Annotated in this window: 12 protein-coding genes and 1 pseudogene; 5 read left to right on the top strand and 8 right to left on the bottom strand. The window is 69.8% G+C overall.

The genetic code is table 11. The features are described 5' to 3' along the window. Positions 1 to 71: 71 nt before the first annotated feature. On the bottom strand, positions 72 to 497 hold the full coding sequence (locus ACQVBX_RS03445; RefSeq protein WP_431636511.1) for a nuclear transport factor 2 family protein: 426 nt from the start codon (positions 495 to 497) through the stop codon (positions 72 to 74). A gap of 72 nt (positions 498 to 569) precedes the next feature. On the opposite strand from ACQVBX_RS03445, the gene ACQVBX_RS03440 reads away from it, so the two are divergent. Next, positions 570 to 1,034: a MarR family winged helix-turn-helix transcriptional regulator gene (locus ACQVBX_RS03440; RefSeq protein WP_431636510.1), complete on the top strand. Its 465-nt coding sequence runs from the start codon at positions 570 to 572 to the stop codon at positions 1,032 to 1,034. Positions 1,035 to 1,053: 19 nt separating this feature from the next. Here the strand turns inward: ACQVBX_RS03440 and ACQVBX_RS03435 are convergent, their stop codons facing one another. After that, positions 1,054 to 2,019 (bottom strand): hypothetical protein, encoded by a 966-nt coding sequence (locus ACQVBX_RS03435; protein WP_431636509.1) that lies wholly within the window; start codon positions 2,017 to 2,019, stop codon positions 1,054 to 1,056. Positions 2,020 to 2,168: 149 nt separating this feature from the next. Here ACQVBX_RS03435 and ACQVBX_RS03430 point away from each other — a divergent pair, with 149 nt between their 5' ends. After that, positions 2,169 to 4,385: a penicillin acylase family protein gene (locus tag ACQVBX_RS03430; protein WP_431636508.1), complete on the top strand. Its 2,217-nt coding sequence runs from the start codon at positions 2,169 to 2,171 to the stop codon at positions 4,383 to 4,385. Between the two features lie 42 nt (positions 4,386 to 4,427). Here the strand turns inward: ACQVBX_RS03430 and ACQVBX_RS03425 are convergent, their stop codons facing one another. Further along, positions 4,428 to 5,240 carry a hypothetical protein gene (locus ACQVBX_RS03425; protein WP_431636507.1) on the bottom strand — a complete coding sequence of 271 codons (813 nt, stop codon included), beginning with the start codon at positions 5,238 to 5,240 and terminating at the stop codon, positions 4,428 to 4,430. A 111-nt stretch (positions 5,241 to 5,351) separates the two neighbouring features. Between ACQVBX_RS03425 and ACQVBX_RS03420 the strand changes: the two genes are divergently transcribed. After that, entirely contained in the window at positions 5,352 to 6,860 is a 1,509-nt protein-coding gene (locus tag ACQVBX_RS03420) for an acetyl-CoA hydrolase/transferase family protein (protein WP_431636506.1), read from the top strand. Between the two features lie 3 nt (positions 6,861 to 6,863). Here the strand turns inward: ACQVBX_RS03420 and ACQVBX_RS03415 are convergent, their stop codons facing one another. The 5 genes from ACQVBX_RS03415 to ACQVBX_RS03395 all read right to left on the bottom strand — a co-directional run bounded on the left by ACQVBX_RS03415 (position 6,864) and on the right by ACQVBX_RS03395 (position 13,450). Next, complete coding sequence (locus tag ACQVBX_RS03415; protein WP_431636505.1) at positions 6,864 to 7,961, bottom strand: acyltransferase family protein; 1,098 nt, start codon at positions 7,959 to 7,961, stop codon at positions 6,864 to 6,866. 185 nt (positions 7,962 to 8,146) lie between these two features. After that, positions 8,147 to 8,851, bottom strand: coding sequence for a glutathione S-transferase N-terminal domain-containing protein (locus ACQVBX_RS03410; protein ID WP_431636504.1), 705 nt, complete (start codon positions 8,849 to 8,851; stop codon positions 8,147 to 8,149). Between the two features lie 64 nt (positions 8,852 to 8,915). Continuing rightward, positions 8,916 to 9,662 (bottom strand): hypothetical protein, encoded by a 747-nt coding sequence (locus ACQVBX_RS03405; RefSeq protein ID WP_431636503.1) that lies wholly within the window; start codon positions 9,660 to 9,662, stop codon positions 8,916 to 8,918. Positions 9,663 to 10,086: 424 nt separating this feature from the next. Further along, positions 10,087 to 12,594 (bottom strand): excinuclease ABC subunit A, encoded by a 2,508-nt coding sequence (locus tag ACQVBX_RS03400; RefSeq protein WP_431636502.1) that lies wholly within the window; start codon positions 12,592 to 12,594, stop codon positions 10,087 to 10,089. A gap of 193 nt (positions 12,595 to 12,787) precedes the next feature. Then, on the bottom strand, positions 12,788 to 13,450 hold the full coding sequence (locus ACQVBX_RS03395) for a hypothetical protein (protein WP_431636501.1): 663 nt from the start codon (positions 13,448 to 13,450) through the stop codon (positions 12,788 to 12,790). 328 nt (positions 13,451 to 13,778) lie between these two features. On the opposite strand from ACQVBX_RS03395, the pseudogene ACQVBX_RS03390 reads away from it, so the two are divergent. Next, positions 13,779 to 14,048, top strand: a pseudogene (locus ACQVBX_RS03390) (Cache 3/Cache 2 fusion domain-containing protein); the annotation flags it as partial. A gap of 496 nt (positions 14,049 to 14,544) precedes the next feature. Further along, positions 14,545 to 15,609, top strand: a complete 1,065-nt coding sequence (locus ACQVBX_RS03385; RefSeq protein WP_431636500.1) for an NAD(P)H-dependent flavin oxidoreductase — start codon at positions 14,545 to 14,547, stop codon at positions 15,607 to 15,609. The last annotated feature ends 4 nt before the right edge of the window (positions 15,610 to 15,613 follow it).

Genomic DNA, 15,613 nt, shown 5'->3' with positions numbered 1-15,613 from the left:
CGGCGGGAGGCGGCGTGAAGATGGCGCGCACCGGGTTGCACGAGGCATGCACCCGGCGCCTTGCGATGGCGTCAGCCCTCCAACTGGCGCCAGCCCTCGAACACTTCCTCGCGTGCGATGCGCCCGTCACGCATGTGGAACACGTGCAGCAGGCGCAGCTCGGCACGCGCGCCGATCGGCACCGGCGCGTTGGTGAGGCCGTCGCCGGTGATGCGCAGGCGCACCAGGCATTCGTCCACCACCCGCTCGGCGGTGGCGAAGCGGTCCATCGGCACGATCTCGATCTCGGCCATCGAGGCGAACATGCGCACGTAGTTGTCGCGGATCGCTTCGAGCGTATCGAAGCGCAGGCCGCGGCCGGGAACCTCCAGCACGGCGTCTTCGGTGTACAGCGCCATTACCGCGGCGGGGTTGGCCGCCTCCTCACGCATGTGGCGATCGACGACATCGAGGTTGTGGGCCACCGGATCGGTGGCCGGGTGCAGCAGGGTGTTCATTCGGCACTCTCCATTTAGTCAGTTTTTCTGACTATATTGGACAGACAAACTGACTATGCGTCAACATAACCTATGGCCAATACCTACCCCGATCAGCAACGCACCCTGGGCAGCCTGCTGCGCCTGCCCTACCAGGAGCTGCAGGACGCCGTGTACGGCGCGCTCGCCAGTCACGGCTTCGCCGACCTGCGCACCGCGCACAGCGCGGTGTTCCGCCATCTTGATCCCGACGGCACCCGCCTGACCACACTGGCCGAGCGCGCCGGCATGACCAAGCAGAGCATGGCCTACCTGGTCGATGCGCTCACCGAATCGGGCTACCTCACCACCGCGGCCGACCCACACGATGGCCGCGCCAAGCGGGTGCTGCTGACCCGCCGCGGCAGCAAGGCGATGGCCACGCTGCTCGCGCTGAGCGCCGAGTTCGAGCAACGCCTGGCCGAGCGCCTGGGCGCCGGCAAGATGACGCGCCTGCGCGCCCTGCTGGAGGAAGTGGCCGACGCGCTGGAGTCGTCCGGTTTGCGCGACGCCCCCTGAGACCTCTGCCGCGCCCTCCTCAGGGCGCGGTAGCGCTCGTGCAGCCGCGCACGCAGTCGAACCAGGCGGTGGCATGCGGGTAGTCCAGCGTCATGCGGAAGTGATCGAACACGTTGCCGCCGATCGCGCCTTCCGGCGGCTTGTCCATCATCTGCGCCATGAACTGGTGGAAATTCTTGTCCGGCCGCTCGGTGAACCACACCGGCCCCACCGTCCAACCGGCAATCACCAGTTTCGGCACCTCGATCAGCCGCATCACGTGTGACGGGCCGAACAGATCGTCGCCCTGCGTCACAACGCGCCAGTCCGGATGCGCCGCATGCCAGCGATCCAGCGTGCTGCTGGTGATGTAGCTGGTAACGCCGAAGCCACGCACCGTCTCGGTGCCGGCGATGCGCTTGCCCTCCGCCGTGGGATGCGCCGTGGCGCCCGTGTCGAGCAGGAAATCGACCGGCTGACCGTCGACCTGCATCACGATGCGCGGGAAATACAGGGCGGGCTCTCCTGCCTCGTGCCGAAAACCGAGCGGCGCGCGGTGTGCGGCGGCCGCAGGTGTCCAGTGATCGCCTTCGGCGACGAGGCGGTGCGCGGGATAGTCGAACGTCCACACGCGGGTGCCGAGGTAGCTCGCGCCGAGCTGGCCGTCTTCCCCGGCCTTCTCGTGCGGCACCTCGTTGATCATCACCGAGCCGCCGCAGGCGCCCTGCGGCACAGGCAACCCGGCGCCGGACTTGAACGACGGCGCCGGCGCCACCTGGATCGAGGCGTCTTCGGCGCACGGCCCCGCCTTCAGATGCAAGCGGCTGGCGGTGCCGGCGGTGATCCAGTACATGCCGGCCGCACCGCCGCCACCGGTATCGACGAGGAGGTGCAGCGACTGCCCGCCGGTGGTTTGCGGCGTGGCGTAGAAGTGGCCGGCCTCGTACTGGGTGGGCACGGTCTGGGCCGTGGTGGCCGTCGCCGCGGCCAGCATGAGTGCGAGCATGCAGGTGTCCTCCATGGTTGACCGGGCCGATCGTGCGCCCGGCGCGCCAACGCCGTCATATGCCAAAGGTGCCCCGTGCGCCGGCGTACCGTCGCCAAGCGCAGCGGACTGGGGTACATAAGACGGATTCGTGATCCGAGGGGAGCTTCATGCTGACTTGTCCGACGACTGCGGCGGCGCCGCGCTCCGTCCATCTCGCCGCGGCGGCCATCGCCTTCGCCGTGAGCCTGCTGGCGGGCGCTCCGGCACACGCCGATGACGGTGCCCATTGGCAGCGCGAAGCGCAGGCGGTAACGATCACCCGCGACGACTGGGGCATCGCCCACGTGCACGGCAAGACCGACGCCGACGCCGTGTTCGGCATGGCCTACGCGCAGGCCGAGGACGACTTCCACCGCGTGGAAACCAACTACCTGCTATCGCTCGGCCGCATGGCCGAGGCTAAGGGCGAATCGGCCCTCTGGCTGGATCTGCGCCAGCAGCTGTTCATCGATCCGGTGGCGCTGAAGAAGCTCTACGGCCAGAGCCCGGCGTGGCTGCGCCGGCTGATGGACGCCTGGGCCGACGGCCTGAACTACTACCTCGCCACCCATCCGGACGTGCATCCGGAAGTGATCACCCATTTCGAACCGTGGATGGCGCTGTCCTTCACCGAGGGCAGCATCGGCGGCGACATCGAGCGGGTCGATCTCAAGCAGCTCAAGGATTTCTACGGCCAGAGCGACGACGCACCGCTGGCGCAGGTGGAGATGAAGCCCAGCTGGGTCGAGCCGACCGGCTCCAACGGCATCGCCATCGCACCGAAGCTCACCGCCGACGGCCACGCGCTGCTGCTGATCAACCCGCACACCTCGTTCTTCTTCCGCTCCGAACTGCAGATGACCAGCGACGAGGGGCTCGACGCTTACGGCGCGGTGACCTGGGGCCAGTTCTTCATCTACCAGGGCTTCAACAAGCACGTGGGCTGGATGCATACCTCCACTGGGCTGGACGCGGTGGACGAATTCGCCGAGACCATCGTGCGCAAGGACGGCAAGCCGTTCTATCGCTACGGCAAGGAACTGCGCCCGGTGACCTCGCGAGAGATCACGCTGGCCTACCGCGCGAAGGACGGCTCGATGGCCAAGCGCACCTTCACCGCGTACTTCACGCACCACGGCCCGATCGTGCGCAAGGACGGCGAGAAGTGGATCGCCGAGGCGCTGATGAACACGCCGATCCCGGCGCTGGAGCAGAGCTGGCTGCGCACCAAGACCCACGACCTGGCCAGCTACATGAAAGTGGCCGAGCTCAAGGCCAACTCGTCGAATAACACGCTGTTCGCCGACGACCAGGGCGAGACCGCGTTCCTGATGCCGCAGTTCGTGCCCAAGCGCGACAACCGCTTTGACTACACCAAGCCCGTGGACGGCTCCGACCCGGCCACCGACTGGCAAGGCCTCACTCCGCTGAGCCAGCTGCCGCAGGTGGTGAACCCGTCCAACGGCTGGGCCTTCAACACCAACGACTGGCCCTACTCCGCCGCCGGCCCCAACAGCCCGAAGCAGGCCGACTACCCGCGCTACATGGATACCTTCGGCGAGAACCCGCGCGGCCTGCACGCCACGCGCCTGCTCACCGGCGCGAAAGACGTGACGCGCTCGTCGCTGATCACCATGGCGTTCGACTCGTATCTGCCCGCGTTCGCGCGCCAGCTGCCGGTGCTGATCCACGACTACGACGCGCTGCCCGCCAACGATCCGCTGAAAGCGAAACTGCGCGGCCCGATCGCCCTGCTGCGCACGTGGGACTACCGCTGGGGCATCGCCTCGATGCCGACCACGCTGGCGGTGTTCTGGGGCGACACGCTGTGGGATGAGGTGAGCAAGGCGGACACCGCCGAAGGCCTGTCGATCTACGACGTGATGGCCGAGAAGGCCGGCCCGCAGCAACGGCTGCATGCGCTGGCCGAAGCGGTCGATCGCCTCGAACACGACTTCGGCCACTGGGGCGTGCCGTGGGGCGAGGTGAACCGCTTCCAGCGCCTCACCGGCGACATCCAGCAGCCGTTCGACGACGCCAAGCCAAGCATCCCGGTGCCGTTCACCTCCTCGCGCTGGGGCTCGTTGGCCTCGTTCGGCGCGCACCGCTGGCCGGGCACGAAGCGCTACTACGGCACCAGCGGCAACAGCTTCGTGGCAGTAGTGGAATTCGGCCCGAAAGTGAGCGCCCGCGCGATCACCGCCGGCGGCGAGAGCGGCCATCCGGGCTCGAAGCACTTCAACGACGAGACCGAGCGCTACACCACCGGCAACCTGCGCGAGGTGTACTTCTGGCCCGAGCAGCTCAAGGGTCACACCGAGCGCAGCTACCACCCGGGCCAGTGATGCAACGCGCCTCCCGCGAACCGTCGCGGGAGGCGCACCACCTTACGCTGCGCGCCGGAATATCCGACGGAACAGCGCCAGCACCGCCATGCTCGCGGCGCTGAAGCCGCCGAACATCAGGATCTCGAACGGCCACAGGTTGTGCGAGGTGGGATCACGCGCCACGCCCATCACGATGTTGAGCACGGCCCACGCCATCACCGCCGCCGGGATCGTCGCCAGCCCGCGCCAGATACCGCGCCATCGCCACAGCCCCCACGCCGGCGCGGCCAGACCGATCAGACCGATGGCGAACATCGCCAGCATGAAGGCGCTGAAGAACGCGATGCTTCCCGGGCTCACCGGCTCGCTCGCTGCGGCCTGTCGGGCGGCCTGCTGTTGCGCCTTGTCACGCGCGCGCAGGCGTTCCACCCATTCGGGCGCTGCCTCATCCGCCGCCGGCTCGAATCCGCCGGAGAGGTGTACCGGGTACGTGGCCACCACGGGCATGTGGTCCACGCGGCCGTCGCCGGCGGTGATGCGGATCTCGTCCACCTCGTCGCCCGGTTGCATGAAGAAAAACCAGCCCAGCGCCTCGCCCTCGCCGCTGTAGCGCGTCGACGGGCTGCTGCCGACTTTCGCCGGCTCGCCGTGAAAGTATGGGCGGATCCAGATGCCCACCGGCGTGGTGCTGCGATAAGCCAGGCGCAGGTAGAAGTTCTGGTTGCGGCCGAGGGTGATGTCGTCGCCCTGCGGCCAGGTGTCGGTGACCGACACGGTGACTGGCGAAGGCGTGTCGGCTGCGCTGATGCCGCCGGTCGGCAACAGCATGACCAGCGTGGCCAGCGCCCAGGCGACCCGGTGATGTGTGCGCATGTGTTCCCCCTTTCCGCTGCGGCAGCAGTGTAGTGAGCCACAGGCGATCAAGGTCAATGCCGCCGCCGCGGCAGGGCCTAGGATGCCAACGGCTGCCCCCGGACATCGATCATGAGCTCGCGTATCCGCTGCCCCCTTCTCGCCACCCGTCTCGCCAGCGCGGACCACGCCGCCGGCTTCATCCGGCCCGGCATGACCGTGGGCATGAGCGGCTTCACCGGCGCGGGCTACCCCAAGCAGGTGCCGCAGGCGCTGGCCGCGCGCATCGCCGCGGCGCACGAACGCGGCGAGCGCTTCGGCATCCGTATGCTCACCGGCGCCTCCACCGCGCCGGAGCTGGACGGCGTGCTGGCGCGCACCGGCGGCATCGACTTCCGCCTGCCCTATCAATCCGATCCCGAACTGCGCGAGCGCATCAACCGCGGCGAGATCGACTACATGGACATCCACCTCGGCCACGTGGCGCAGTTCGCGCGCTCGGGCTTCTTCGGCAAGATCGACGTGGCAGTGATCGAAGTGGCGGCGATCCTGCCGGACGGTCGGCTCGTGCCTTCCACCTCGGTGGGCAACAACGCCACCTGGCTGGAACTGGCCGACGCGGTGATCCTGGAGGTCAACGCCGACCAGCCGGCCGCGCTGGAAGGCATGCACGACATCGCCAGTTGCCCCACGCCGCCGCACGGCGTGCCGATTCCGCTCACCACGCCCGGCCAGCGCATCGGCGAGCCCTATCTTCGGGTGGACCCGTCGAAAGTGGTGGCGGTAGTGGAAACGCACGGGCCGGACCGGCTCACCCCGTTCGCCGCGCCCGACGACACCAGCCGACGCATCGCCGGTCATCTGGTGGAGTTCTTCCGCCATGAGGTGGCGCGTGGCCGCCTGCCGGCAAACCTGCTGCCGCTGCAGTCCGGCGTGGGCAACATCGCCAACGCGGTGCTGGAGGGGCTGCGCGAAGGCGGCTTCGCGCAGCTCACCGCGTATACCGAGGTGATCCAGGACGCGATGCTCGGGCTGATCCGCGACGGCCTGATCACCACCGCCTCGGCCACCGCGCTATCGCTGAGCCCGGCGGGTGTGGCGGATTTCGTGGCGCACATCGACCACTACCGCCAGCGCATCGTGCTGCGCCCGCAGGAGATCTCCAATCACACCGAACTGATCCGCCGGCTCGGCTGCCTCGCACTCAACGGCATGGTGGAGGCGGACATCTACGGCAACGTCAACTCCACCCACGTGGCCGGCACGCGCATCATCAACGGCATCGGCGGCTCGGGCGACTTCGCGCGCAACAGCTTCATCGCCTGCTTCATGACGCCCAGCACCGCCAAGGGCGGCGCCATCTCCACCATCGTGCCGATGGTCAGCCACGTCGACCACACCGAGCACGACGTGTCGGTGGTGGTCACCGAACAGGGCCTGGCCGACCTGCGCGGGCTGTCGCCGCGGCAGCGCGCGCACGCCATCATCCACCAGTGCGCGCACCCGGATTTCCGCCCGCTGCTGCAGGACTACGTCGATCGCGCCTGGGTGCACAGCAAGGCGCTGCACACGCCGCACCTGCTGCCCGAGGCGCTGTCCTGGCACCAGCGCCTGCTGGACACCGGCAGCATGCGCCCCTGATCGTCACGCGGCGGCAGGCAGCGCCCTGCGTACCGCCCGCCGATCACGCAGGCGCAGGAAAGGCCGCTCCACCCCCAGGTGCAGCGCGCTGCCCAATGCCAGCGCAGCGGCGGCGTAGACCGCGAAAATCGCCACGCCATGCAGCCGATCGCCTAGTGCGACCTGCACCAGGTGGTAGGCAATCTTGTGGCTCAGGTAAAGGCTGTAGGAGATGCCGGCCAGCCAAGCCGCGCCCGGCACGCGCCAGCGACCCAGTGCGCTGTTCGGCCCCGCGGCCGCGAGCACCAGCAGGCCGAGGCCCGTCGACAGCAGCGGCCAGCCGATCGCATTCGCCAGCAGACCGGCGCGGTCGCGAAACAGCACCAGGGCGATGCCGGTGATCCCCAGGCCACACCACATCGACGCCCGCGCACGCAGCTGCGCACGGCTCCACCACGCGGGGCGAAAGGTCTTCATCGCGGCCAGCAGCACACCGACGAACAGGCCATCCAGCCGCGCCCAGGTTGGGAAGTACAGATCCTCGATGTACCAGTTGCGATCGGGCTGCAGCGCGGTGTCGTGCCACCACAGCGCGCTGCGCAGGGCGATGCCGCCAATCACCACCACCGCGGCCGTCACCGCCATCGCGCGACCCGAACGCAGCCGCGCCAGGCCGATCGCCAGCAGCGGGAACAGCAGGTAGAAGTGCTCCTCCACGCACAGCGACCAGGCGTGCGAGAACGCCGGCTGGCTGCGGTAGTCGATCAACAGGTTCATGGTGAACGTGGCGAACTGCCACCACGGCGCCATGCCGGGCAACTCGCGCAGCGCAGGTGCAAACTGGTACAGCGCCAGCACCACCGCGAACGCGGGCACGATGCGATACGCCCGGCGGCGGTAGAAGTCGCCCAGTGCCAGGCGCTCGCCGCGCGCCAGCGGCGCCAGCACCTGGGAGCCGATGAGGAAGCCGCTGAGCACGAAGAAGATGTCCACGCCCACCCAGCCGTAGCGCACCAGGGGATCAAAGTGCGGCCCCATGCCGCCCACCACCCAGGAGTGGAAGGCCATCACCGAAACGATCGCCAGCGCGCGCAGCGTGTCCAGGCCGGGGAGTCGTTGCATGGCGTCCGTTCCGTCGAGGGCAAAGACGCGAGCATGCGGTGCAGTGGCGGGCGACGCCAGGGTGGATTTGTGGCGGGACGCGGGCGGCGCGGCACCCGCCTGTACGACGCTTCATCGACTACCGCGCGTCGGCGTTTCCGTTATCGCGGTCGCCGCCCTCCCGCTGGGTCACCCACCGCGCCCGCTCAGTTGCTGGCAGGGATCGCCAGCCCGCGCTGCACTGCCGGCCGAGCCAGCGCGCGATCGAGCCAGGCGGCGACGTGGGCGTAGCGATGGAACTGCACCAGCTCGCGCGCCTCGTAGAAGCCGATCAGGTTGCGCACCCAGCCCACGGTGGCGATGTCGGCGATGGTGTAGTCGTCGCCCATCAGCCAGGTGCGATCGTCCAGCCGTCCGTCGAGCACGCCGAGCAGCCGCTGCGACTCGGTGACGTAACGCTGCAGCGGACGCTTGTCCTCGATCTCGCGGCCGGCGAACTTATGGAAGTAGCCGACCTGGCCGAACATCGGGCCGATGGCGGCCATCTGGAAAAACACCCACTGGATCGTCTCCCACCGCCGCGCCGGGTCCGCGGGCAGGAACTTGCCGGACTTGTCGGCCAGGTACATCAGGATGGCGCCGGATTCGAACAGCGCCAGCGGCTCGCCGCCGGGGCCTTGGGGATCGATGATCGCGGGGATCTTGCCGTTGGGGTTGAGCGCCAGGAACTCCGGAAGATGGCTCTCGTTCTGCATGATGTCGATGCGGTGCACCTCGTAGGGCAGCCCGGTTTCCTCCAGCATGATCGACACCTTGACGCCGTTGGGCGTGGTCAGCGAGTACAGCTGGAGGCGATCCGGGTGCTGTGCGGGCCAGCGCTGGGCGATCGGGAAGTCGGCGAGTCGGGACATGGCGTATTCCTGCAGGTAAAAGACAGAGCCTGCCAGAATCGCCGCATCCACGGCGTGACCCGCGCTAAAGGCTTGCCACGCCTCCCGCCCGCTGGCGTGGCAGCACCGCCAGCCATCGCCCGGACTCGCGTGTGCTGGCCACGCGCCGCATGTCGCCGGCTGGGTCGAGCGGTGCCGGCAGGCGCATGTCGCGCACCAGGCGCACCCGATCCAGGCCGTGCTGATATTGCAGGCCGATGCGGCCCACCATGTAGCCCGGGTGCCCATAGTCATCCGGGCCGAAGGTGTCCGGGCGCGTCGTCACCGTCCCACCGGGCACGCGCCCCACAAAGATCTCGTCCACGGCGTTGGCGCGATAGTGCTGGCGCTGCGGATGGCTGTGGATGTCCACGCCGGTGGCCAGCATGCCTGCAGGACAGGCGTCGGTGACCGGGCTGGCGACGTGGGCACCGACGGTGAGCAGCGTGGTGCCCCATTCGCGGCCGTCAGGCGTGCGGCACAGGTTGCCGATCGCCTCCACGCCATGCTCGCGGGTCCAGCCGCGCAGCACGTAGGCGACGCGCACCGCGAAGCCGTCCATGCCGGCGGGTGTGTCCGGTGCGCGCAGTTCGCCGATGCGATATACGGGCAATTCCTGCCCGTGCACTCTGGCCAGCGCCACCACGGTGCGATCGTCTGCCGGCGCATTCCAGCCACCGGCATGTGGCGTGGCTTCGGCGACAAGCCCGGCACGCTGCGCCATGCCGGCGTTGGCCATGACGAGGGCGGCCAAGGCGAAGGCGAATTGAGCGGCCCGAATGTAGCGGGTCATCGGGTCATTTCCTGGCGTGGCCGCAGGGCCGGCGCCATCACCCTGAGCTGCAAGATCGCAGGGAAGATGCAGGCTTTGAGGACACGCCGGGGCGTCGCCTGCCCGCCGCGTGCGGGCCTCGTGGGGGTTGGAACCTAAGCTGCGCATGGCGTCCTCCCGGACTCGCCGCGCAGCCATGGCGCGGCACGCCGTCGGCCATTCCGCCCGCCCGGTCGGGCGGCGTGGAGTGCCGAGATGGATCACCCGAAAGCGCGACGGCAAGCGGGTCCCGTACCGGGCAGACAAGGCTGCGCCCCGGCACGAGGCAGATCCTGGGCAAGCGGTGTTCCGTCAGCGAGCGGTACGCGACGGAGGCCCGGACGGCGCGACGGAGCGCGCCGCCGGCGCGACGGAGCGCGCCGCCGGCGCCGTGAAATCGGGCGGGTCAGCGACCCAGATGGCGTGCGGTGACGCCGATGCCCACCGCGGCCACCTCTGCCGGCACGCCCTGCGCCACGATGCGACCGCCCTCGTCGCCCGCGCCGGGGCCGAGGTCGATCATCCAGTCGCAGGCGCGGATCACGCGGCCGTCGTGCTCGACCACGATCACGCTGTGGCCGGCATCGACCAGCCCGTGCAGCTGCGCCATCAGCCGGTCGACGTCGGCAGGGTGCAGGCCGGTGGTGGGTTCGTCCAGCACGTACAGCGTGTGGCCGCGCGCCTGGCGCTGCAGCTCGGTGGCGAGCTTGATGCGCTGCGCCTCGCCGCCGGAGAGTTCCGTCGCCGGCTGGCCGAGCCGCAAGTAGCCCAGGCCCACGTCACGCAAGGTGGCGAGCGATCGCGCCAGGCCCGGCACGGCGTCGCCGAAGAACGCCACCGCGTCGTCCACGGTGAGCGCCAGCACCTCGGCGATGTGCTTGCCGTTCCAGCGCACCGCCAGCGTGTCCTCGTTGTAGCGCGTGCCGTGACAGGCCGGGCACGGCGCGTACACCGACGGCAGGAACAGCAGGCCAACCGAGACGAAGCCCTCGCCCTCGCAGGTGGCGCAGCGCCCCTTGGCCACGTTGAAGGAGAAGCGGCCGGTGTCGAACTTGCGCTTGCGCGCCTCCGGCGTGGCGGCGAACAGCTTGCGCACATGGTCGAACAGGCCGGTGTAGGTGGCCAGGTTGGAGCGCGGCGTGCGGCCGATCGGGCGCTGGTCGACGGTGACCAGCCGGGTGATCGCCTCCATGCCTTCGACGATGTGGCCGCCGGCCTGCGCCATCGCCTCGCCCGGCAGTTCGTCACCCTCGTCCTCGCTGGCCGCAGCCACACCCAGTGCACGCCCCACCAACTCCACCAGCGCCTGGCTCACCAGGCTGGACTTGCCCGCACCGGAGACGCCGGTGACCCCGGTCATCACGCCCAGCGGGAATGCCACGTCCAGGCCGGCGACGTTGTTGCGGGTAACCCCTTCGAGGCGCAGCCAGCCGGCAGGCGTGCGCGGCGCATGCGCTACCGGCTTCGCGTCATCGAACAAGTAGCGGCGCGTGGCGGAGTCTGCGCACCCGGCGAGTCCGTCCAATGGACCTGCGTACAGCACCTCGCCGCCCTGGCTGCCCGCGCCGGGACCGATGTCGATCACCCAGTCCGCCGCGCGGATCACGTCCAGTTCGTGCTCCACCACGAACACCGAATTGCCGCCCACCTTCAGCCGCGCCAGCGCGCGCAGCAGGGCCTCGGTATCGGCCGGGTGCAGGCCGGCCGACGGCTCGTCCAGCACGTAGACCACGCCGAACAGCTGCGCCTGCAGCTGCGTGGCGAGCCGCAGCCGCTGCAGCTCGCCGGGCGACAGCGTGGGCGTGCTGCGTTCCAGCGACAGATAGCCGAGGCCGAGCTCGACCAGGGTGTCGATGCGCGCAACGACGTCGGCAACGATGCGTTCGGCGACCAGCGCCCGTTCCGGGTGCCCGTCGTCGCGCGAGGACAGCGCGTCCAGCGTGGCGCGCAGGTGCCGCGCCAGCTCGCGCAGCGGCAGGCCGGAGGCGTGGGCGATGTCGTGTCCGCCGAAGGTGACCGACAGCGCCTCGGGCCGCAGCCGCCGGCCGTCGCAGGCCGGGCACGGGCGCGCCACCATGTAGCGCGCCACGCGCTGCTTGATCGCCGCGCTCTCGCTCTGCGCAAAACTGTGCATCACGTAGGCGCGCGCGCTCACGTAGGTGCCCTTGTAGTTGCCCGGCTCGCCGCGCGCGTAGGCGGCCTGCGCCACGTCCGGCGCCACGTCGCGGTAGACCGGCACCACCGGCTGCTCGTCGGTGAACAGGATCCAGTCGCGCTGCTCGCGCGGCAGCTCGCGCCACGGCCGGTCCACGTCGTACCCCAGCGTGGTGAGGATGTCGCGGTAGTTCTTGCCCTGCCAGCCCTGCGGCCAGCAGGCGATGGCGCGCTCGCGGATGCTCAGCGACGGGTCCGGCACCATCGACTCCTCGGTGGCGTCGAACACCCGGCCCAGGCCATGACAGTCCGGACACGCGCCGGCCGGCGTGTTCGGCGAGAACGCATCCGATTCCAGCAACGCCTTTCCCGGCGGATAGTCGCCGGCGCGCGAGTACAGCATGCGCAGCGCGTTGGAGAGCGTGCTGAGGCTGCCGACGGTGGAACGCGTGCTGGTGCCACCGCGGCTCTGCTGCAGGGCGACCGCCGGCGGCAGGCCGTCGATGCGCTCCACCGCGGGCACGCCGGCCTGCTCGATCAGCCGCCGCGCGTACGGCGCCACCGACTCGAAATAGCGCCGCTGCGCCTCCGCGTAGATCGTGCCGAAAGCCAGCGAGGACTTGCCCGATCCGGACACGCCGGTGAACACCACCAGCGCGTCGCGCGGGATGTCCACGCTGAGGTTCTTCAGGTTGTGCTCGCGCGCGCCGCGCACGCGCACGCAGCCGTTGTCGGCCTCGTTCCTGTCCGCTCCGCTCACGGCTGCACGCCCGGTGGGAAGCAGGCAGAAAAGGAATCAGCGGAGACGATCGACAGCATGCGCAAGACTCGTGGCGGAAAAAGCAGCCGCACCGACTCGCGTCGACGCGGGACCGCACAGTCTACGCGGGCGGCGTCGTGCCACGGCGTGGCACCCGCGGGTGGCACGCTGAGTGCGAAAGATCGGCCGGGCCTCAGCCCGCCGCGTGCATGCGGCGGATGCGCACCGTAGCGCCACCCTGGAAACGCACCACGAAGGTGGAGCCCTCGTGCGTCTGCTGCACCACCGGCACTGCCTGCGGCGGCCTGGACTCGAGCAGCGCGCGGTTGGCCGCGGCCTCCTGCCCGGTCGGGTACAGCGTCATCGGCGGGCTGAGCGGTTCGAACGACTGGAACCACAAGGCACAGGCATCGCAGGCGCGCGCGATCTCGGGCATGCGCTGCAGCCAGATGAAGTACTTGTTTTCGTGCTTGATCCAGATGCGGTTCGGCGCGTGCTGGATCGGCCCATTGCCATCGCTCATGCCCACCGCGCCATCGACGTTCCACACCCGCACCAGGTGCGCTATGCGGCAGTCCGCGCTGGCGCACTCCTGCACCACCAGGTACTCGTTGTCCGCCAGCCGCAACGGCTGCACGCTGAGGATGTCGTCCTTCACCAGCGCCTCGGCCGGAAACACCACCTGCGGCATGCGCGGGTCGACCCTGAAATTTCCGGAGATCAGGTAGCCGCCGTAGCTCCTGGTGTACGGCGCGGTCACCGTCACCCCTGGAAGGGTCGGCCCGGTCTGGGCGTGGGCGACCGCAAGAACTCCCCAGGCCAGGGCGGCAAGGACAACGCGAACTGTGCTGGGCATGGTGACTCCTGTCTGCGATTGTCCACGAACCGACCCTCCATGCACGTTACGCCAAGAGGCATGCACGGGCCAGTGGGTGCGACTGCGTCCGCCGTCACCGCGGCAGGCAGGCAAGCGTGAACTACCGCACAGTTCGGCGCGCAACCGGTCGCCGGATTGCCATCGAAAAGATGTATAGACGTCCATCCGTAACGTTCATGCGCTAGCTTGACCTACACTGCCGAGCCGACCTGCGGCAGCGGCCATCGCTGCCGGTGGCTGTCCTGCCCGGCGCAGCTCGGCAGTCGGACAATCGGTCGTTGCAAGCCAAACATTCAGGGGGAATGTCATGCTTCGTCACTCGCTGCGGGTTCGCCTGCTGCTGCCCGTGCTCGCCCTGGTGCTCGCCGTGGTCGTCGCGGCCACGCTGGTTCTCGCCACCACCGAGGCCAGCCGCGTGAGGGCGGAGGCATCCACCGCCATCGACCGGCAGACCAGCGCCCTGCAGAGCCTGTTCTCGGTGACCCGTTCGATCATGCTCGAACGCGTGCACAACGCCATGCGACTGCTGCGCAAGGAGGGCGACACGATCGGTCAGGCCAGCGTGGGCGGCCAGATCGAGGACGTGGTGTTCAGCCGCCACCGCAGCGACGAGGCGGTGCAGCTGCTGGCCAAGGTGCCGGCCGGCCGCGCGCGCTTCCAGGCCGATCCGGCCGCGGCGGGTGCTGCCCGGGTGTCACTGGGCGAAGCGTCGCTCAGCTGGCTGATGGGCGGGGTCGAAAAGAGTGCCGCGACGGCCGCAGCCACACCGGCGGCGCCCCGCCTGGGCGCCGTCAACGTCAACGTGCAGGGGCTCTCCGAGGAGCAGCGCGCCACCATCGAGCGCATCGCCCTCAACTATCTCGGGCCGATCGCCGCCCTGCTGTGCGACGAAGCACTCGGCGTGCCCGGCAGCATCGACCGCGCGCTGGTACAGATCGCCTCCAACCTGCCCGCTCGCGACCAGGAAGACCAGTTCCTCGCCGAGGCGCGGGCCGCGCTGGGTCTGCGCGGCTGATCGACCTGCGTGCGTGCGGAGGCGCGACAATAGGGGGGCCGTCCCGACGGAGCACCCCATGACCTCCACCGATACCCGCCTGACCCGACTGCTCGGCATCGAGCATCCGCTGCTGCTGGCGCCGATGGCCGGCGTGGCCGACGAAGCGCTGGCCATCGCCGTGGCCCGTGCCGGCGGACTGGGTGCCCTGCCCTGCGCGATGCTCGACGCCGACACGCTGCGCGCGCAGGTGGCACGTTTTCGCGCGGCAATCGAGGCGCCGCTTAATCTCAATTTCTTCTGCCACGCCGAGCCGGCGCCCGATGCCGCGCGCGACGCGCGCTGGCGTGAGCGGCTCGCGCCGTACTACGACGCGCTGGGCCTGCCGCGCGACACCCAGGCCAGCGCGGCGCAGCGGCGTCCGTTCGACGCGGACGTCTGCGCCGTGGTCGAAGCGTTGCGTCCGGCGGTGGTGAGCTTCCACTTCGGCCTGCCTGCACCGACCCTGCTGGATCGGGTGAAGGCCTGCGGCGCGCGCGTGCTGGGCAGCGCCACCACGGTGGCCGAGGCGCGCTGGCTGGCCGGACACGGCTGCGACGCGATCATCGCCCAGGGTTGGGAAGCCGGCGGCCACCGCGGCTCGTTCCTGGATACGGATGCGACGACGCAGCCGGGATTGTTCGCGCTGCTGCCGCAGGTGGTCGATGCGGTCGACGTACCGGTGATTGCCGCCGGCGGCATCGGCGATGCACGTGGCATCCACGCGGCCCTCGCGCTGGGCGCCGCCGGCGTGCAGCTGGGCACCGCGTTCCTGCTCAGCGACGAGGCACGCACGCGCCCGGTCCACCGCGCTGTGCTGCAGTCGCCGCGGGCCGCGCAGACGGCGGTCACCAACCTGTTCTCCGGCCGGCCCGCCCGCGGCATCGTCAACCGGCTGATGCGCGAGCTCGGGCCGATGTCGGACGACGCGCCCGCCTTCCCCACCGCTGGCACCGCACTGGCTCCGCTGCGCTCCCGCACTGAGCCGCAGGGCAGCGACGACTTCGTCAATCTGTGGGCCGGCGAGGCGGCGCCGCTGGCGCGCAGCGGACCGGCCGAAGCGATTGCCCGCGCGCTGATCGACGCGGCTTTCCGCGCGTCCTGACGGC

The organism is Dyella thailandensis, assembly GCF_050749815.1.
Taxonomy (GTDB): Bacteria; Pseudomonadota; Gammaproteobacteria; order Xanthomonadales; family Rhodanobacteraceae; genus Dyella_A.
The sequence above is the reverse complement of the archived record's forward strand: the minus strand, read 5'-3'. Positions and strand labels throughout refer to the sequence as shown.